This is a genomic window from Zobellia sp. B3R18 (genome assembly GCF_018860715.1).
Taxonomy (GTDB): domain Bacteria; phylum Bacteroidota; class Bacteroidia; order Flavobacteriales; family Flavobacteriaceae; genus Zobellia; species Zobellia russellii.
The window spans coordinates 2,394-19,356 of record NZ_JAHKQG010000007.1; the positions used below are offsets into that span (position 1 = coordinate 2,394).

General features: G+C 43.5%; 6 protein-coding genes. 1 reads left to right on the forward strand and 5 read right to left on the reverse strand.

Translation table 11 applies throughout. The features are described from left to right. On the forward strand, positions 1–1,456 hold a 1,456-nt coding region (locus tag KO513_RS04625; RefSeq protein ID WP_215912490.1), incomplete at its 5' end, for an Ig-like domain-containing protein. Between the two features lie 381 nt (positions 1,457–1,837). On the opposite strand, the gene KO513_RS04630 is transcribed toward KO513_RS04625, so the two are convergent. The 5 genes from KO513_RS04630 to KO513_RS04650 form a co-directional block, all read right to left on the reverse strand. Then, on the reverse strand, positions 1,838–2,995 hold the full coding sequence (locus KO513_RS04630) for a gliding motility-associated C-terminal domain-containing protein (protein WP_215912491.1): 1,158 nt from the start codon (positions 2,993–2,995) through the stop codon (positions 1,838–1,840). 10 nt (positions 2,996–3,005) lie between these two features. Then, positions 3,006–3,890 (reverse strand): hypothetical protein, encoded by an 885-nt coding sequence (locus KO513_RS04635; protein WP_215912492.1) that lies wholly within the window; start codon positions 3,888–3,890, stop codon positions 3,006–3,008. Positions 3,891–4,040: 150 nt separating this feature from the next. After that, complete coding sequence (locus KO513_RS04640; protein ID WP_215912493.1) at positions 4,041–11,342, reverse strand: hypothetical protein; 7,302 nt, start codon at positions 11,340–11,342, stop codon at positions 4,041–4,043. A 452-nt stretch (positions 11,343–11,794) separates the two neighbouring features. Further along, positions 11,795–12,946 carry a gliding motility-associated C-terminal domain-containing protein gene (locus tag KO513_RS04645; protein ID WP_215912494.1) on the reverse strand — a complete coding sequence of 384 codons (1,152 nt, stop codon included), beginning with the start codon at positions 12,944–12,946 and terminating at the stop codon, positions 11,795–11,797. 33 nt (positions 12,947–12,979) lie between these two features. After that, positions 12,980–16,831, reverse strand: coding sequence for a beta strand repeat-containing protein (locus tag KO513_RS04650; RefSeq protein ID WP_215912495.1), 3,852 nt, complete (start codon positions 16,829–16,831; stop codon positions 12,980–12,982). Between the last annotated feature and the right edge of the window lie 132 nt (positions 16,832–16,963).

Below are 16,963 nucleotides of genomic sequence, written 5' to 3' on the forward strand. Positions count from 1 at the left end.
GGTTGACGGTACGGACTATACGGGAACGGTGGATGCCTTGGGTGATTATAGCATCGATATCCCGGGAAGTGCCTTGGCCGCTGATGGTGATACTACGGTTGACGCAAGTTTTGTAACAACGGATGTAGCCGGTAACAGCGCTACTGTTACTGACACAAAAACGTATACTGTAGATTTGGTAAACCCTGCTCCAGTATTAGTGATTGATGATGTTACTGCTGATAATGTATTGAACGCGGCAGAAGCAGGAGCGGACGTAGCGGTAACAGGAACGGTTTCAGGTGACTTTAATGCTGGGGATACGGTGACTTTAACTGTAGACGGTACGGATTATACCGGAACTGTAGATGCTTTAGGTAACTTTAGTATCAACATTCCTGGTAGTGCCTTGGCTGCGGATGGTGATAGCACTGTAGACGGCAGTATTTCTACAACTGATATCAATGGAAATACAGGCACATCCACAGAAACAAAAACATATAGTGTAGATGTAACAGCACCTGTTGTAACGGTAATCGTTGATGATATTACAAGCGATAATAGTATTAATGCTGCTGAAGCAGGTTCTGATATTCCAATAACAGGAACGGTAAGTGGAGATTTTAATGAGAATGATCCGGTAACCATAGTTGTTAATGGGAACACCTATTCAGGCACGGTAGATGCTCTTGGAAACTTTAGTATTGATGTTCCTGGAAGTGATTTGGTAGCAGATAATGATACTTCAATTGAAGTAAGCCTTACCTCTTTGGATACCGCAGGTAACAGTACTTCGGTAAACGAAACCAAGTCTTATATGGTTGATGTTGTAGATAATGATCCAGATAATGATGGACTTACCAATGATGAGGAAGATGATTTAGGAACGGATCCTAATAACCCGGATTCTGATGGTGACGGTATTAATGATGGTCAAGAAGTATTGGATGCAACTAATCCGTTGGATGATTGTGATTCAATTGATGGTACACCTCTAGATAGTTCGGATTGTGATAGCGATGGACTTACCAATGCCGAGGAAGAAATAAGAGGAACGGATCCTAATATTGCTGATACCGATGAAGATACAATTTTGGATGGTCAGGAAGTTTCGGATAGTACGGACCCATTAAACGCATGTAGTTCTAAAGGGGGTACTCCGCCAGAGACTGCAGTCTGTGGTATTTCGGTAGAGAATGACTTGGTAACTCCAGAGCTCAATGAGGGTAGGTTCCTAATTGAAAACATAGAGAGTTATCCACAGAATACGGTCAAAATCTTTAACCGATGGGGTATTAAAGTGTTTGAGATAGACGGATACGACAATGAGGCCAATGTCTTTATGGGTAGGTCTACAGGCAGGATAACCATCAGGGCTAATGATGAGCTTCCGGTAGGCGTGTACTTCTATATAATTGAATACGTGGCCGGTGATAATAATCAAAGTTTATCCGGATATTTATATATTAATCGATAAGAAAAACCACACTGAAATAAGTAACCCCTCTGGCTAAGCTTGAGAGGTTATTTTTTACCTGAACACAGGTGTTAATGCTTGTAGAATTAAGCAGGGAATTGGAATTGTATAAAGGCTCTTGATTTGTTATTTCAACTAGATTTGTATTTCTTGAGGAACAGGAAAGGGTATTAAAAAATATACTTGCGATGCAACTATTCCATGAGAAGAACTCATATGAAGCGAGAAGAATGGATAGCTCGGGTTCTGTTAATAGGGTAGGGGCAATGAATGGGAGGGTTAGTATAAATTTCCAAGCAGGTTATAGATATCCCTCATATCATAAAGGTATCCAATTACCCGAACTAAGCTGAATTCTGATTTTATATGCGCAAGGAAAAATTATTCTTGGTTAATGTATATAAAGCCTTGGTGCTTAAGTCCAATATCCTTTAAATCTATAGTATAAAAATAAACACCAGCAGGTAATTTTTTGGCAGTATTATAAACTCCATTAACATTAGCGGTGCCTTCAAAGGTATTGTCATAGTTGGTGGCCTCGTAGACGGCACGTCCCCACCTGTTAAAAATGGTAAGTTTGTTATTAGGCGATATTGAAACAGCTTTCAGAACAAAAAAATCGGCATTGCCATCCCCATTAGGGGTCAATAGATAATTGCCCAAATCTACACTTTGCATGCTAAGACTGCCTCCAAAAGTAATAACGGTATAATCGTCCGGAGTAAACACATCCGAGGTTATTTCACCTTGGTCAAAATCACCGTCCAACCCCGTGTTTCCTAAATCCTCCCATATATTTCTTTCGGTATGCCAACCTACTACTCTCAGGTTTTCTATGGCATCAAGGAAACTAGGTAAATTACTGGCTGTATCCCATCCTAGGGTTACTTTAGATGGTGTATTCGTATCTAAATCCCAAAATTCATGATGGCTAATCGCTATAAGTATATCCGTTCTATTTTCAGTGTAAAAAGACGTGCGAAAGGTAGAGGGACTATTAGGGTCTTCATAAAAATAAGCCGACTTGGCATTTTCGTTAATTTGGTCCGAAGCTAGTTTTAGCGGCCTTAATTTGTCAAAATGGCCAATTGGAAAAACAAAATCCTTTTTATTTTTTACGGAAGCATACCCATCCACTTTTGTAAAGTCGGTTTCACCATTATAAAAGGAGTTGTTAATGTACTCTATATTTGTGTCTACCGAATATCTAGGGGTGACCAAATCTCCCGAAATAAAGTTGCTATTATTGGTAACACCAATACCAACTTCTAGAATAAGGTTATTGTCTACAACAATTTCTAAATCTTCAAAAACAGGCCTAAAAGCACCACTAATATAAGCTACGTCTTCATTGTAAAATCCGGCCAATCCCTTGTTTTCGTCAAAAGAACCATCATTTATCAAATCCTGATAGAAACCAATCTGCGCATTTTCATGCATTTTCATGTTTCCGAAATTATGAAATGAGTCCTGCGCAATCACTTGGAGACTGCACATACTAACGGCAAAGGTGCCAAGGAAGATTAGATGCTTTTTCATTGTTATTCAATTACTTTCTCCAAGCTATTTCAATTAATGTTTCTGGGTACTCTACGGCAATTCCGTTGCAATACGCCTGTAAAAACTCACCTTCGTTAAAATCAACGTTTAAAGTTGCATCTTGGTTGCCATCGGCAGCGGTAATTATAAGAGCCGTAATAGGAATGGCCCCATCATTTTTTCTAATTTCCAGAGTCCATGTGTTAGCGGCATTGGTTTGTGCCGAAATTCCGGTTATTGTACCATTTCTAAGCATACGCCACCCGGTATTATCTGAACTGGCACCATTAAACTGTCTTAAGTACGTATTTGTGGTTGTGGCACTGTTCATACCCCACCCGATCATGGTTCGGTCAATACTCAACCATTTCATTCTAGTAGCATCATAGGTGTAAAGGATACCATCATCACCCATAAAAATTTGACCGCTTTCGGTCCCGGTAGGGGTAGAGGCACTAGGCTGAATTCTAAGTGGTACGACTGTACTTTCTATATCAAGCTGGGCACTGGGAGTAGTGTTGTTGATACCAATGTTACCCGTTGCTCCTATCCTTATTCTTTCTGAATTATCTGTTTTTATTAAAAAATCCTGAAGGTCTGTAGTACCCAAAAAGTGGGTTGCGGCATTTGAGCCCGTATTTCCGGTAGCACCCCAAAAATCAATAGAATTGGTATCTATTGATGGTATTTTTTTAAACCCCGAAGCCGTGTTCAAATACATTTTCTCTTCATCGGTATTGTACAAAAGAGAGCCTACCACTGGGTTTATTCCAGCATTCATTTCTAATGTTGTTGCATTGGTAAGTCCCAATAAATAGTTGCCATCTACCTGTGCAATGGTTTCTGCCGAAGCAAGAGTAACAATTGCCGCGGTCATTGCTATAATTTTGTTCATGTGCGGTTGTTTTTTGAATGATGGAAATGCTTGGGGGAAGAAACCAATGGCTGAAATTGCAGCCTTCGGGTAGCTAGGTTCCACTGCGAATAGGAAGCAATAGAAACTAGTAGGTCGGTCTTTACGTAGATTTTATTAATTTTCATAGGACTATAAATCTAAAACGGTAAACATAAATTCGGAATCAAATCGAGCTCGGTCCGTTCCTCCATTGTCATTATCACCAATGATTACTTCAAACGTCCGGACGGTCTGGTTGCTGTACGATATACCTGGGTCATCATTTCCAGCACCATCTCTTCCCGGTTGGCTCAATTGAATAATATAATCCGAATCTAAAGTGATACCTATAGGTAACGTAACAAGATAATGGCCTAACCCTGCAAGTTTGGTTACAATAATATTAGGAGTGGATTTAACAATGGCACCCGTTGCAGAAACTTTTCCAAAAGCTTTGATAGGACTGGCGTAAAAAACACCAGAATCCGAACCTGCGGTTATGCTGTTTCCGGCATCGGCGCTAATACTGGCATTTCCTGTTGAAGTTGCCGGGTCTACCCATTCCGTACCTGTTGCGGTTGCGGATAGAACTTGTCCAGCAGTTCCAGGAGAATCGTTTTCATCTAACACAGGACCATTTAGCTCTAAAGTTTCATTTATAGTTACGGTTGTACTGTTAGATGTTTCATCAATGTTCATAGCTTCTATGCTCCCTACAGTAAATCCTATTTCATCTGCTGCGGGACTGTACATGCCCGTGTTTGTATCATCCGCAAAACGGTAGGCAGGTTCATTGGTGGTTCCATCAGAATTTAGAATCCCCCTAGATCGGATGGCGCCGGCAACTTGAAATTTGTTATCTGGCTCATTTGTTCCAACACCCAAGCGTCCATTGGTCGCATCCCAAAACAGTTGGGAATTATTTTCGGTAGGATTGCCACTCGCATCCGCGAAAAATAGAGAACCTTCTGTCCCAGAAATAGAGGGTAGGGTTACGGTATTTCCGCCTGTTCCAGATATACTTAAATCATTTCCTGAAATGGATAAAGTTTGAATTTCGTTCGTTTCGCTCAAATCGTTATCGGAAGAATTGTGAGCAGTTATGGCAGCGGCATTCGCAGCTATTGCGGTATCTGCATCTGCCTCATTTTGATTTACATCGTTTTGTACGGCAAGTATCGCTGCGTCTGCGTCTGCCTCGTTTTGGTCGACATCGTTCTGTACTGCTGTTATATCGGCAGATTCCTCTAAAGCGGAAAGGTCTACGGTTACGGAAGAAGTCCCTTCGTCGATTTTCAAGACACTGGAAGCATCAATCGAAGCTCCTGTAATATCGTCATCCGCGGTGGCTGCGATCTGTCCGTCCACATAGGTCTTTACGGCCAGTTCGGTCGGGAACTTGGTGTTTGTGGCATCGGCCAAGGTAACGTCATCCGATTTGTTCGCGGAATCTTCCTTTAAGGCGATGGCAGCATCTGCGTCGGCTTCATTTTGGTTTACGTCGTTTTGAACGGCAAGAATAGCTGCGTCTGTATCCGCTTCATTTTGATTTACATCGTTTTGCACGGCAAGGATGGCTGCATCGGCATCAGTTTCATTTTGATTTACATCGTTTTGAACTGCAAGAATAGCTGCATCGGCGTCCGCTTCGTTCTGGTCCACGTCATTTTGTACGGCAAGTATGGCCGCATCTGCGTCCGCTTCATTTTGGTCCACGTCGTTCTGTACTGCAGTGATATCTGCGGATTCTTCCAGAGCGGAAAGGTCTACTGTTACGGAAGAAGTCCCTTCATCGATTTTCAAGACACTGGAAGCATCGATTGAAGCACCTGTTATATCGTCATCTGCAGTGGCTGCAATTTGCCCGTCCACATAGGTCTTTACGGCGAGTTCCGTAGGGAACTTGGTGTTTGTAGCATCGGCCAAGGTTACGTCATCTGATTTATTAGCGGAATCTTCCTTTAAGGCGATGGCAGCATCTGCGTCAGCTTCGTTCTGGTCCACATCGTTTTGTACGGCAAGAATAGCTGCATCGGCGTCCGCTTCGTTTTGGTCAACGTCATTTTGCACAGTAAGAATAGCCGCATCTGCGTCTGCTTCGTTCTGGTCGACATCGTTTTGTACGGCAAGTATCGCTGCGTCTGCGTCTGCCTCGTTTTGGTCGACATCGTTCTGTACTGCTGTTATATCGGCAGATTCCTCTAAAGCGGAAAGGTCTACGGTTACGGAAGAAGTCCCTTCATCGATTTTCAAGACACTGGAAGCATCAATCGAAGCCCCCGTAATATCGTCATCTGCGGTAGCGGCGATCTGTCCGTCCACATAGGTCTTTACGGCGAGTTCCGTTGGGAACTTGGTGTTTGTGGCATCGGCCAAGGTAACATCATCCGATTTGTTCGCGGAATCTTCCTTTAAGGCGATTGCCGCATCAGCATCAGCTTCGTTTTGGTCAACGTCATTTTGTACAGCAAGAATAGCTGCATCAGCATCGCCTTCGTTTTGGTCGACATCGTTTTGTACGGCAAGAATAGCTGCATCAGCATCGGCTTCGTTTTGGTCTACATCGTTTTGAACTGCGAGAATAGCTGCATCGGCGTCTGCTTCGTTCTGGTCTACGTCGTTCTGTACGGCGGTGATATCTGCGGATTCTTCCAAAGCTGAAAGGTCCACGGTTACGGAAGAAGTTCCTTCGTCGATTTTTAAAATACTGGAAGCATCAATCGAAGCCCCTGTAATATCGTCATCAGCGGTAGCGGCTATTTGTCCGTCCACATAGGTCTTCACGGCCAGTTCCGTAGGAAACTTGGTGTTTGTGGCATCGGCAAGTGTTACGTCATCGGACTTGTTCGCGGAATCTTCCTTTAATGCGATTGCCGCATCGGCATCGGCTTCGTTCTGGTCCACATCGTTTTGAACTGCAAGAATAGCTGCATCGGCGTCCGCCTCGTTTTGGTTTACATCATTTTGAACGGCAAGAATAGCATTGTCCGCATCTGCTTCATTCTGGTCCACGTCATTTTGTACGGCAAGTATCGCTGCGTCCGCGTCTGCCTCGTTTTGGTCTACATCGTTCTGTACTGCAGTGATATCTGCGGATTCTTCCAAAGCGGAAAGGTCTACGGTTACGGAAGAAGTCCCTTCGTCGATTTTTAAAATACTAGAAGCATCGATTGAAGCCCCTGTAATATCGTCATCAGCGGTGGCGGTGATTTGTCCGTCCACATAGGTCTTTACGGCGAGTTCCGTAGGGAACTTGGTGTTTGTTGCATCGGCCAATGTAACGTCATCGGATTTGTTCGCGGTATCCTCTTTCAAGGCGATGGCAGCATCTGCGTCAGCTTCATTTTGATTTACATCATTTTGCACGGCAAGAATAGCTGCGTCTGCATCTGCTTCGTTTTGGTCGACATCATTTTTTACGGCAAGTATCGCTGCATCAGCATCGGCTTCGTTTTGGTCTACGTCGTTTTGAACTGCGATTATTGCCGCATCGGCGTCAGCTTCATTTTGATTTACATCATTTTGCACGGCAAGTATGGCGGCGTCTGCATCTGCTTCGTTCTGGTCAACGTCATTTTGTACTGCGAGTATCGCTGCATCGGCATCCGCTTCGTTTTGGTCGACATCGTTCTGTACTGCAGTGATATCTGCGGATTCTTCCAAAGCTGAAAGGTCCACGGTTACGGAAGAACTCCCTTCATCGATTTTCAAGACACTGGAAGCATCAATCGAAGCGCCTGTAATATCGTCATCTGCGGTAGCGGCAATTTGCCCGTCCACATAGGTCTTAACGGCCAGTTCCGTAGGAAACTTGGTATTGGTGGCATCGGCTAGTGTTACGTCATCGGATTTGTTCGCGGAATCTTCTTTTAATGCGATTGCCGCATCGGCATCCGCTTCGTTCTGGTCCACGTCGTTTTGCACGGCTAGAATAGCATCATCTGCATCCGCTTCGTTCTGGTCGACGTCAGCTTGTACCGCTGCGATAGCGTTGTCCGCATCAATTTCGTTTTGGTCTACGTCATTTTGAACTGCAAGTATAGCGGCGTCTGCATCTGCTTCGTTCTGGTCAATGTCATTTTGTACTGCGAGTATCGCTGCATCGGCATCCGCTTCGTTTTGGTCGACATCGTTTTGTACTGCAGTGATATCTGCGGATTCTTCCAAAGTGGAAAGGTCCACGGTTACGGAAGAAGTCCCTTCGTCGATTTTCAAGACGCTGGAAGCATCGATTGAAGCCCCTGTTATATCGTCATCTGCGGTAGCGGCGATCTGTCCGTCCACATAGGTCTTCACGGCAAGTTCCGTAGGGAACTTGGTGTTTGTGGCATCGGCCAAGGTAACGTCATCCGATTTGTTAGCGGAATCTTCCTTTAGGGCGATTGCCGCATCGGCATCCGCTTCGTTCTGGTCGACATCGTTTTGAACTGCAAGAATAGCCGCATCTGCATCCGCTTCATTTTGGTTTACATCGTTTTGTACGGCAAGGATGGCAGCATCGGCATCTGCTTCGTTCTGGTCCACGTCGTTCTGTACTGCGGTGATATCCGCGGATTCCTCTAAAGCGGAAAGGTCCACTGTTACGGAAGAAGTCCCTTCATCGATTTTCAAGACACTGGAAGCATCGATTGAAGCTCCTGTAATATCGTCATCAGCGGTAGCGGCTATTTGTCCGTCCACATAGGTCTTTACGGCGAGTTCCGTTGGGAACTTTGTATTTGTGGCATCGGCAAGTGTTACGTCATCGGATTTGTTCGCGGTATCCTCTTTCAAGGCGAAGGCAGCATCTGCGTCCGCCTCGTTTTGGTTTACATCGTTTTGAACTGCTGCGATAGCGTTGTCTGCGTCTACCTCGTTTTGATCAACGTCATTTTGCACAGCAAGAATAGCCGCGTCTGCATCAGCTTCGTTTTGGTCCACATCGTTTTGTACGGCAAGTATGGCCGCATCTGCATCCGCTTCGTTTTGGTCGACATCGTTCTGTACTGCTGTTATATCGGCAGATTCCTCTAAAGCGGAAAGGTCCACGGTTACGGAGGAAGTCCCTTCGTCGATTTTCAAGACACTGGAAGCATCAATCGAAGCGCCTGTAATATCGTCATCTGCGGTAGCGGCAATTTGCCCGTCCACATAGGTCTTCACGGCAAGTTCCGTTGGGAACTTTGTATTTGTGGCATCGGCCAAGGTAACGTCATCCGATTTGTTCGCGGAATCTTCTTTTAATGCGATTGCCGCATCGGCATCTGCTTCATTTTGATTGACATCGTTTTGCACGGCAAGTATTGCAGAGTCAGCATCAGCTTCGTTTTGGTCCACATCGTTTTGTACGGCAAGTATGGCCGCATCTGCATCCGCTTCGTTTTGGTCCACATCGTTTTGCACGGCAAGAATCGCCGCGTCTGCATCTGCTTCGTTTTGGTCTACGTCGTTCTGTACTGCGGTGATATCCGCGGATTCCTCTAAAGCGGAAAGGTCCACTGTTACGGAAGAAGTCCCTTCATCGATTTTCAAGACACTGGAAGCATCAATCGAAGCCCCCGTAATATCGTCATCGGCGGTAGCTGCGATTTGTTCGTCCACATAGGTCTTAACCGCCAGTTCCGTAGGGAATTTGGTGTTTGTGGCATCGGCAAGTGTTACGTCATCGGATTTATTCGCGGAATCTTCTTTTAATGCGATTGCCGCATCAGCATCAGCTTCGTTTTGGTCAACGTCATTTTGTACAGCAAGAATAGCTGCATCAGCATCGGCTTCGTTTTGGTCGACATCGTTTTGTACGGCAAGAATAGCTGCATCAGCATCGGCTTCGTTTTGGTCTACATCGTTTTGAACTGCGAGAATAGCTGCATCGGCGTCTGCTTCGTTCTGGTCTACGTCGTTCTGTACTGCGGTGATATCCGCGGATTCCTCTAAAGCGGAAAGGTCCACGGTTACGGAAGAAGTCCCTTCGTCGATTTTCAAGACACTGGAAGCATCGATTGAAGCTCCTGTAATATCGTCATCCGCGGTGGCTGCGATCTGTCCGTCCACATAGGTCTTTACGGCCAGTTCGGTCGGGAACTTGGTGTTTGTGGCATCGGCCAAGGTAACGTCATCCGATTTGTTCGCGGAATTTTCCTTTAGGGCGATTGCCGCATCAGCATCAGCTTCGTTTTGGTCAACGTCATTTTGTACAGCAAGAATAGCTGCATCAGCATCGGCTTCGTTTTGGTCTACATCGTTTTGTACGGCAAGAATAGCTGCATCAGCATCGGCTTCGTTTTGGTCTACATCGTTTTGAACTGCGAGAATAGCTGCATCGGCGTCTGCTTCGTTCTGGTCTACGTCGTTCTGTACGGCGGTGATATCAGCGGATTCTTCCAATGCGGAAAGGTCCACGGTTACGGAAGATGTCCCTTCGTCGATTTTTAAAATACTGGAAGCATCAATCGAAGCCCCTGTAATATCGTCATCAGCGGTAGCGGCTATTTGTCCGTCCACATAGGTCTTCACGGCCAGTTCCGTAGGGAACTTGGTGTTAGTGGCATCGGCCAAGGTTACGTCATCCGATTTGTTCGCGGAATTTTCCTTTAGGGCGATTGCCGCATCGGCATCCGCTTCATTTTGATTTACATCGTTTTGCACGGCAAGGATGGCTGCATCTGCATCAGTTTCATTTTGATTTACATCGTTTTGAACTGCAAGAATAGCTGCATCGGCATCGGCTTCGTTTTGATCCACATCATTTTGAACTGCGAGTATTGCTGCATCAGCATCCACTTCGTTTTGGTCCACATCGTTTTGTACGGCAAGGATGGCTGCATCTGCATCGGCTTCGTTTTGATCCACGTCATTTTGTACGGCAAGAATAGCTGCGTCTGTATCGGCTTCGTTCTGGTCCACGTCATTTTGTACGGCGGCGATATCAGCGGATTCCTCTAAAGCGGAAAGATCGGCACTAGTACTACTTCCACTTTCAATCTCAATTAATAAAGAGGAGGAAGTTTGGTCTAGTGTGGCACTCTCAAGGTTTTGATTGTCCGTACCTACAAAGTTTAGTGCACTGCTACCATTGGTAAAGGTGAAACTACCGTCTAGATTGTCCGTTAAATTGGCTTTTGAAAATGTAACGGGCGTTCCGGCTTCATTGGTATAAGTTACTGTACCATCATTATTATCCAGTAAAGCGGTGACCGTTTCTCCTGCTGCAACATTAACGCACAGGCTGGTCCATACATTATTTTTATACTGAAAAAGACAGGCTTCGTCCGTATTGAAAACCAGTGCACCGTTTAAAGGTGTAATTGCGCTCATTTGAGCATTGGTTACTCGAGTAACGACCAGCACGCGCGAGGCACTTTCCAATTCCATAAGGGAGGCAGCATCAATTTGATTGATGTTGTCTCCGATTTTGACTTGTGAGTAGGCTAATTGCGCTAAAAAGAGGAGAACGATGAGGGGAACGTTTTTCATCTTTATTTTAAGATTTGTTTAACATTTTATTTTTTAGAATAAAATGCTGGGCGGTTAATGTTATATATTTTAATTATTCAATTCTAAAATCAATTATGATCAAACCCGTTGGTAGGTTGTAAAGGGAATTTCTTTGTTTAGGTATTACCTAAATGTTAGAGGTAATAAGGGTTTAATCATTTTATTAAAAAAAAGAATGCACTATGGAATCTGGCTTGTATTTGGTAAGACCAATTCATGAAACCGTTTTCTCTTATAGGCAGGGAAATTTCAATTTTTATGTAAAATTATACTCTGATCGACGAACTGCACAGAATTTGTTGTGAAGCCAAGGGAAAGTGTAGTGAAGAAAGAAGAATAAGTTGTAGGTATATTCTGTCACCCTAACTGGGTAGTATAAAAGATCGATGAACGGTAAAAAAAAAGAGACCATTTTAGGTCTCTTTTTGTAATTAATCGTTCGCCAAATATAAAAATCCTTGAAACTCAAGGTCCAAATCTTCTAGGGTAACAATGTAAAAATAGACACCTGAAGGAAGGCCTTTATCTCTTGTTACTACAAAATTATTTTGTGTAGAAAGTCCGTTAAACTCATTGGTGTAGTTTGCTTTTTCAAATACTTTGAGTCCCTCACGGTTAAAAATCTGCATAAAGTTGTTAGGGGAGAGCGCCAATTCCGGAATTTCCAAGAAATCGTTTATGCCATCTCCGTTGGGCGAAACAAAATAGTTTTCCAAGTCTAGATAATCTCTAGGTTCTCCCAATGCCGCAAAAGTAAGTACTTCATACTCGTCCGGAATAAAGGAGCCCGAAGCTACCACACCTTCATTTAGGTTTCCGGCAGGTGCGGGACCGCCAAGACTTACCCATTGGTTGGCAGATTTGCTGTAACCTACAATTACAATTTCGTTTACGTCATTGGTCAAAAGGCCCATGTTGCTGCGTTCGTTCCAAGATAGTTGAATGGAAGAAGCTACGGAACCTTCCAGATGCCAAAATTCAACCGTACTAATATCACCTATTTCTACGGCTTTATTGTTCGTGTTGAATGCACGCGGCAGTACACTTGGGCTATTAGGGTCTTCTATATAGTAGGCACAACGTGCCACGTTATTAATACTTTCTGAATTCAAGATAAGCGGACGCAACTGTTGAAAATCACCTACGGGAAAAATAAAGTTCTGCTGGTTGTTTACACTTACATAGCCGTCTACCTTACTAATATCGCTCTGACCGTTGGGAAAGGCATCTTCCAAAAAGTTAAGGGTTATGGAAGGTTGTACGCGATCGGTAATAATATCTCCGGTAATGAAATTGGCATTGTTCAATACATTTAAGGAGGTCTGCACTACGGTACCACCGCCAGTTACGAACTCTACATCGTACAAGGTTGCGGGCAAACTTCCGCTGATGGTACGGAGGTTGTCTCCATAAAAGCCTACCAAGCCCAGATTCTCGTCAAAACTACCGTCATTGACCAGGTTGGTATGCAAACCCATGACGCCGCCATCGTGAATACGAAGGTTACCGGTATTGTACAAAGCCGATTGCGCCTGTACGCCTGTTGCCAGAATAAGTGCCGCTATGTAAAGATGTTTCTTCATGTTCAATGCAGATTGCGCTTTATTGACCCGGTTTTATTTGTTTAGAAGCGCTTTAATTTCTTCTATATCATTTTTCATGGACTTTAATTCTTTGGCCATGGCTTCTTTTTCTGCTTTAAGTTTTTTGATTTCCTTTTCCTGTTCTATGGTATGAAGGAAAAGTTCTTCTATTTTTTCTAGGTTTTTTAGAGCTCCTTCAGTAAGATCCCAATTGCCCTCATTTTCCTTAATTTCCGCAGCAGACTTAATGCCCGGTAAGTGAAATTTCTCCTTTAGGTGAGTCTCAATTTCTTTTAAACTCATAAACTTGTAATCGTCCTTAAGTTTTGAATATCCTTTAAAGTATTTCTCAAAAACATAATCAGGATATGTAGTTGTGCCAGAAATAAAAGAACCATCAGCCTGTATGTTTCCCGCTACATGAAGTCTTTCTGCAGGAACGGCGGTGCCAATTCCTACGTTTTGTGAAGCATCTATTCTTATAGCTTCTGCGCTACCTGTTGAAAATGCTAATTCAGTTACGTCAGCTCTGTACATACCTATACCAGCTTCAGTATAAAATCCATAACCGGGGTCACCGGCTCCACCGCCAGGTTTTGCTCCAAAACCGCTTCTAGATCTTATACCTCCATTTACATCTAATTGACTTTGTGGAGCACCTGGTAAGGCGCCTATCCCAATATTTCCTCCTCCAGTATCAAAAGACAAGTCATTACCGTCAAGATCAATGGTTCTGTCTTCAGTTAAGGTTACGTCATTATTTTCTAGGTTTACTGGGTCGGCCCAAACTACATCTGTACCACTTGTTGTTAGTATTTGACCGTCAGTTGTACTTTCTTTTATTTTATCTGGAGTGACGTTGTCGTTAGCTATGCTATTGGTAACTACGGCTCCTGATGCAATCTGATCAGTATTTACTGCATCATCCGCTATTTTGGCGTTTGTTACCCCATCATCTTTTATTTGAATTATATCTGATGCTATTTCTATAGTCGAGTTATCAACATTTACGCTAAAATCATTTGCAGCGGTTACAGTAAGTCCATCACCAGCTGTGTATGAAGTAGAACCTCCATTATCTGTGCCAATTGTCCATGTTGTATTATCATTATCCCACTTTAGAACTTGTCCATTGGCTGTTGCACCCATAGGACTTAAATCTTCTAAAGCAATAGTTGCATTTGCTATTTTAGCTGATGTAACCGCATTTGCAATTATGTTTTCTTCGTTAACAGCATCTATGGCTAATTCATCTGTAGTAATAACATTGTCAGCAATATCAAGCTCAGAACCTGATGTACCATCACCAGTGAATGAAGTAGTCACCGCCACAGCACTTATACCAGAAGACGTATCATCCGTTCCTATTTTCCAGACAGAATTATCTTGATCCCATTTTAAAATCTCTCCATTAGCTGTTGCTCCCATATTACTAAGGTCTTCCAGAGCTATTGTGCCATTTGTGATTTTTGCAGAGTTAATACTCGCATCCTTAACTTGTAATGCATCCGAAATTATTTCTATTGTAGTATCATCAACACCAATATTATAACCCTTACCATCGGTCTGGACTACTAAGGCATCATTTGCATCAGCATCAGTAATGGAAAGTTCACCTGCATCTTCCCAAGAAACGGCTCCAGCCCCATTAGAGGTCAATACCTGATTTGCATCTCCACGGTCCCCAGCAATTTCGATACCATTATAAAGGACGATGTCACCATTATTTTTTATGGTAAAGGCTTTGTTAGCTAGTGTTGGGTTATCTGTGTTTTCAGTTGTTTCCTGTAAAAAGTGAAAATCTCCTCTAGCCCACGACTCTTGTCTATCATAAACGAGAGCACCTTTTCCATAATTTTGTGGTTCGACAGAGAAAAGCATTCCGACTGAAGCTCCTGTATTATTACCACCTGATCGATTTTGAATCATCAAAGGATAGGAAAGGCCACCAAATACTTCTTCCGCAATATGCACTTTCACATCATTACTTATTGTTCCTCCATCAAGTCCAATACCTAAAGCACCATAACTATTACCACCTACTTGGCGGGCTTCATAATCCCATATAAGACTAGGGTTGCCGTTGGTTGGATGAAAAGCTTGCGTAGGATCACCATTTTCATCTGCAAGAAAGATGGATTTTGATTGTCCACTATGGCTAGCAGCTGAAGCAATTTCCCATTCGCCATTAGTTTCGCTCCATCTCATTACTTGACCATCTGCATCTGCGCCCATATCACTCAAATCTTCAAGAGTAATGGTGCCGTCCTTAATTTTTTCAGAAGTGATAGAATCATTTTCTATGATTAAAACCCCCGCATTATCTATAGTAGCATCACCGCTAATAGTTTGCCCAACTGGCGTGTTAGTGGCATCACCTATAAGAATAGTGCCATTGGCTAGGTCACCGCCGGCAGCTACTACGTCATCCACATATTTTTTTGTAGCCGCATCTTGATCTAAAGTTGGGTCAGAAAGGTCAGCAATTTTTAGATTTCCAGCGCTAGCACCCGTTGTTAAAACTTGACTCAAATTTTGAGCAGTTCCTGCTGTACCCAAGGCTGTATTAATCCCGGCTAAATGAGCCTCAACATCTTGCGTAGCCGCAGTATAGTTAGTAGCTGTAAGTGCTACCGGTACTTCACCAGCATTTTGATCGTCTCCAAGACCGGGAGGAAGGTCGTCCCATATAACTTGACCCGTACCATTTGTTGTCAGCCATTGGCCACCTGCACCAGGTGAGAGTGAAAATGGGTCGGCTGTAGTTCCGGTTCCGGTAACACCTCCGTTTGCCGTTAAAGTATAAGGTGTGGCCGCTGAACCGTCTCCCGAAACGGTAACAGTGGCGGTTGAATTAATTTGGGCAAGTGCTCCTCCACCGGCCAAAGAACTTAAGTCTACGGTGGTATTGGTTCCTGCTTCTGTAATAACCAATTCGTTAGCGGCATTTAAAACAGCACCTGTTATCAATTCATTGGTTATGCTGCCATCAACTTCGTTTGCGGCATTTATAACATATGGTGTTGCTGCCGTACCATTACCGGTTATAGTTATGTTATTACCTTGGTTTATATTGGTGTCCGATCCATCTGCAGTAGGAATAGTAACCGCATTGCCGTTGGTTATGGACAATAGATTTCCAGAAATAGAAAGGGTCTGTATTTCGTTGGTATTGCTTTTATCACCATCCGCTGCAATAGCAGCCGTATTTGCCGCAATATTGTCCTCTAGAAAGGTAGCATCAAAGAATGCACCTCCATCGGTTGTTGAAGTAGTTATAGAATTATCCGCATCGCCACTTACTACGTTGGCACCGGTAATAAAACCGGCATCGTTATTAAAAAAGCTTAACGGAAGACTATCGCGGTCAATGGCGTACGGGCCAACTGCGTTTTGGGCAATTCTAGCTTTATCTACGGCATTTGGCGCTAATTTACCTCGTCCAATAGATCCGTTTTGTATGTCTACCCCATTAATACCCCCGTTCAATATTTGATCGCTGGTAATACTATTTGGGGCTATTTCAAAATTGTTGCCACCCGCTGTAGGGGTGATAACAATGGTACTTTCAGAATTTACGATAGGGGTAGCCGTATGGGCTCCGCCATCCGCTCCTTCGCACATACTGACCCATGCCGCACCATCATAATAATAAACGCAATCTGCAGTAGTATTGTAGACCAAGGCACCACGGTTGGGTACAATAGTGGTCATTTGTAAAGAATCTACTCTTGTAATGACCAAAACCTTGTCCGAACTTTCTAGTTCCAGAATGGAAGCGGGATCAATTGTTTGAGGGTTGTCACCTATTTTTACTTGTGCTTGTGCAAAACTGATGAGGAAAAAACCGACAAAAAATAACGGTATCGAGATGCGCTTTTGCATAAAGTTTAAAATTTAAGGTATTAGGGTGAACAAAAATAAAATTATCTTGGTACTTAACTAATTTAACAAGACAAACTACAGGTTCATCTGGCTAAAAGGATTGCACGTACTGGTTACCTGATAGTTATGATG

Bases quoted from the DNA above. Each gene is read 5' to 3' on its own strand.
- KO513_RS04635 (WP_215912492.1), bottom strand. From the start codon at position 3,890: ATGAACAAAATTATAGCAATGACCGCGGCAATTGTTACTCTTGCTTCG.
- KO513_RS04645 (WP_215912494.1), bottom strand. From the start codon at position 12,946: ATGAAGAAACATCTTTACATAGCGGCACTTATTCTGGCAACAGGCGTA.
- KO513_RS04650 (WP_215912495.1), bottom strand. From the start codon at position 16,831: ATGCAAAAGCGCATCTCGATACCGTTATTTTTTGTCGGTTTTTTCCTC.
- KO513_RS04630 (WP_215912491.1), bottom strand. From the start codon at position 2,995: ATGAAAAAGCATCTAATCTTCCTTGGCACCTTTGCCGTTAGTATGTGC.
- KO513_RS04640 (WP_215912493.1), bottom strand. From the start codon at position 11,342: ATGAAAAACGTTCCCCTCATCGTTCTCCTCTTTTTAGCGCAATTAGCC.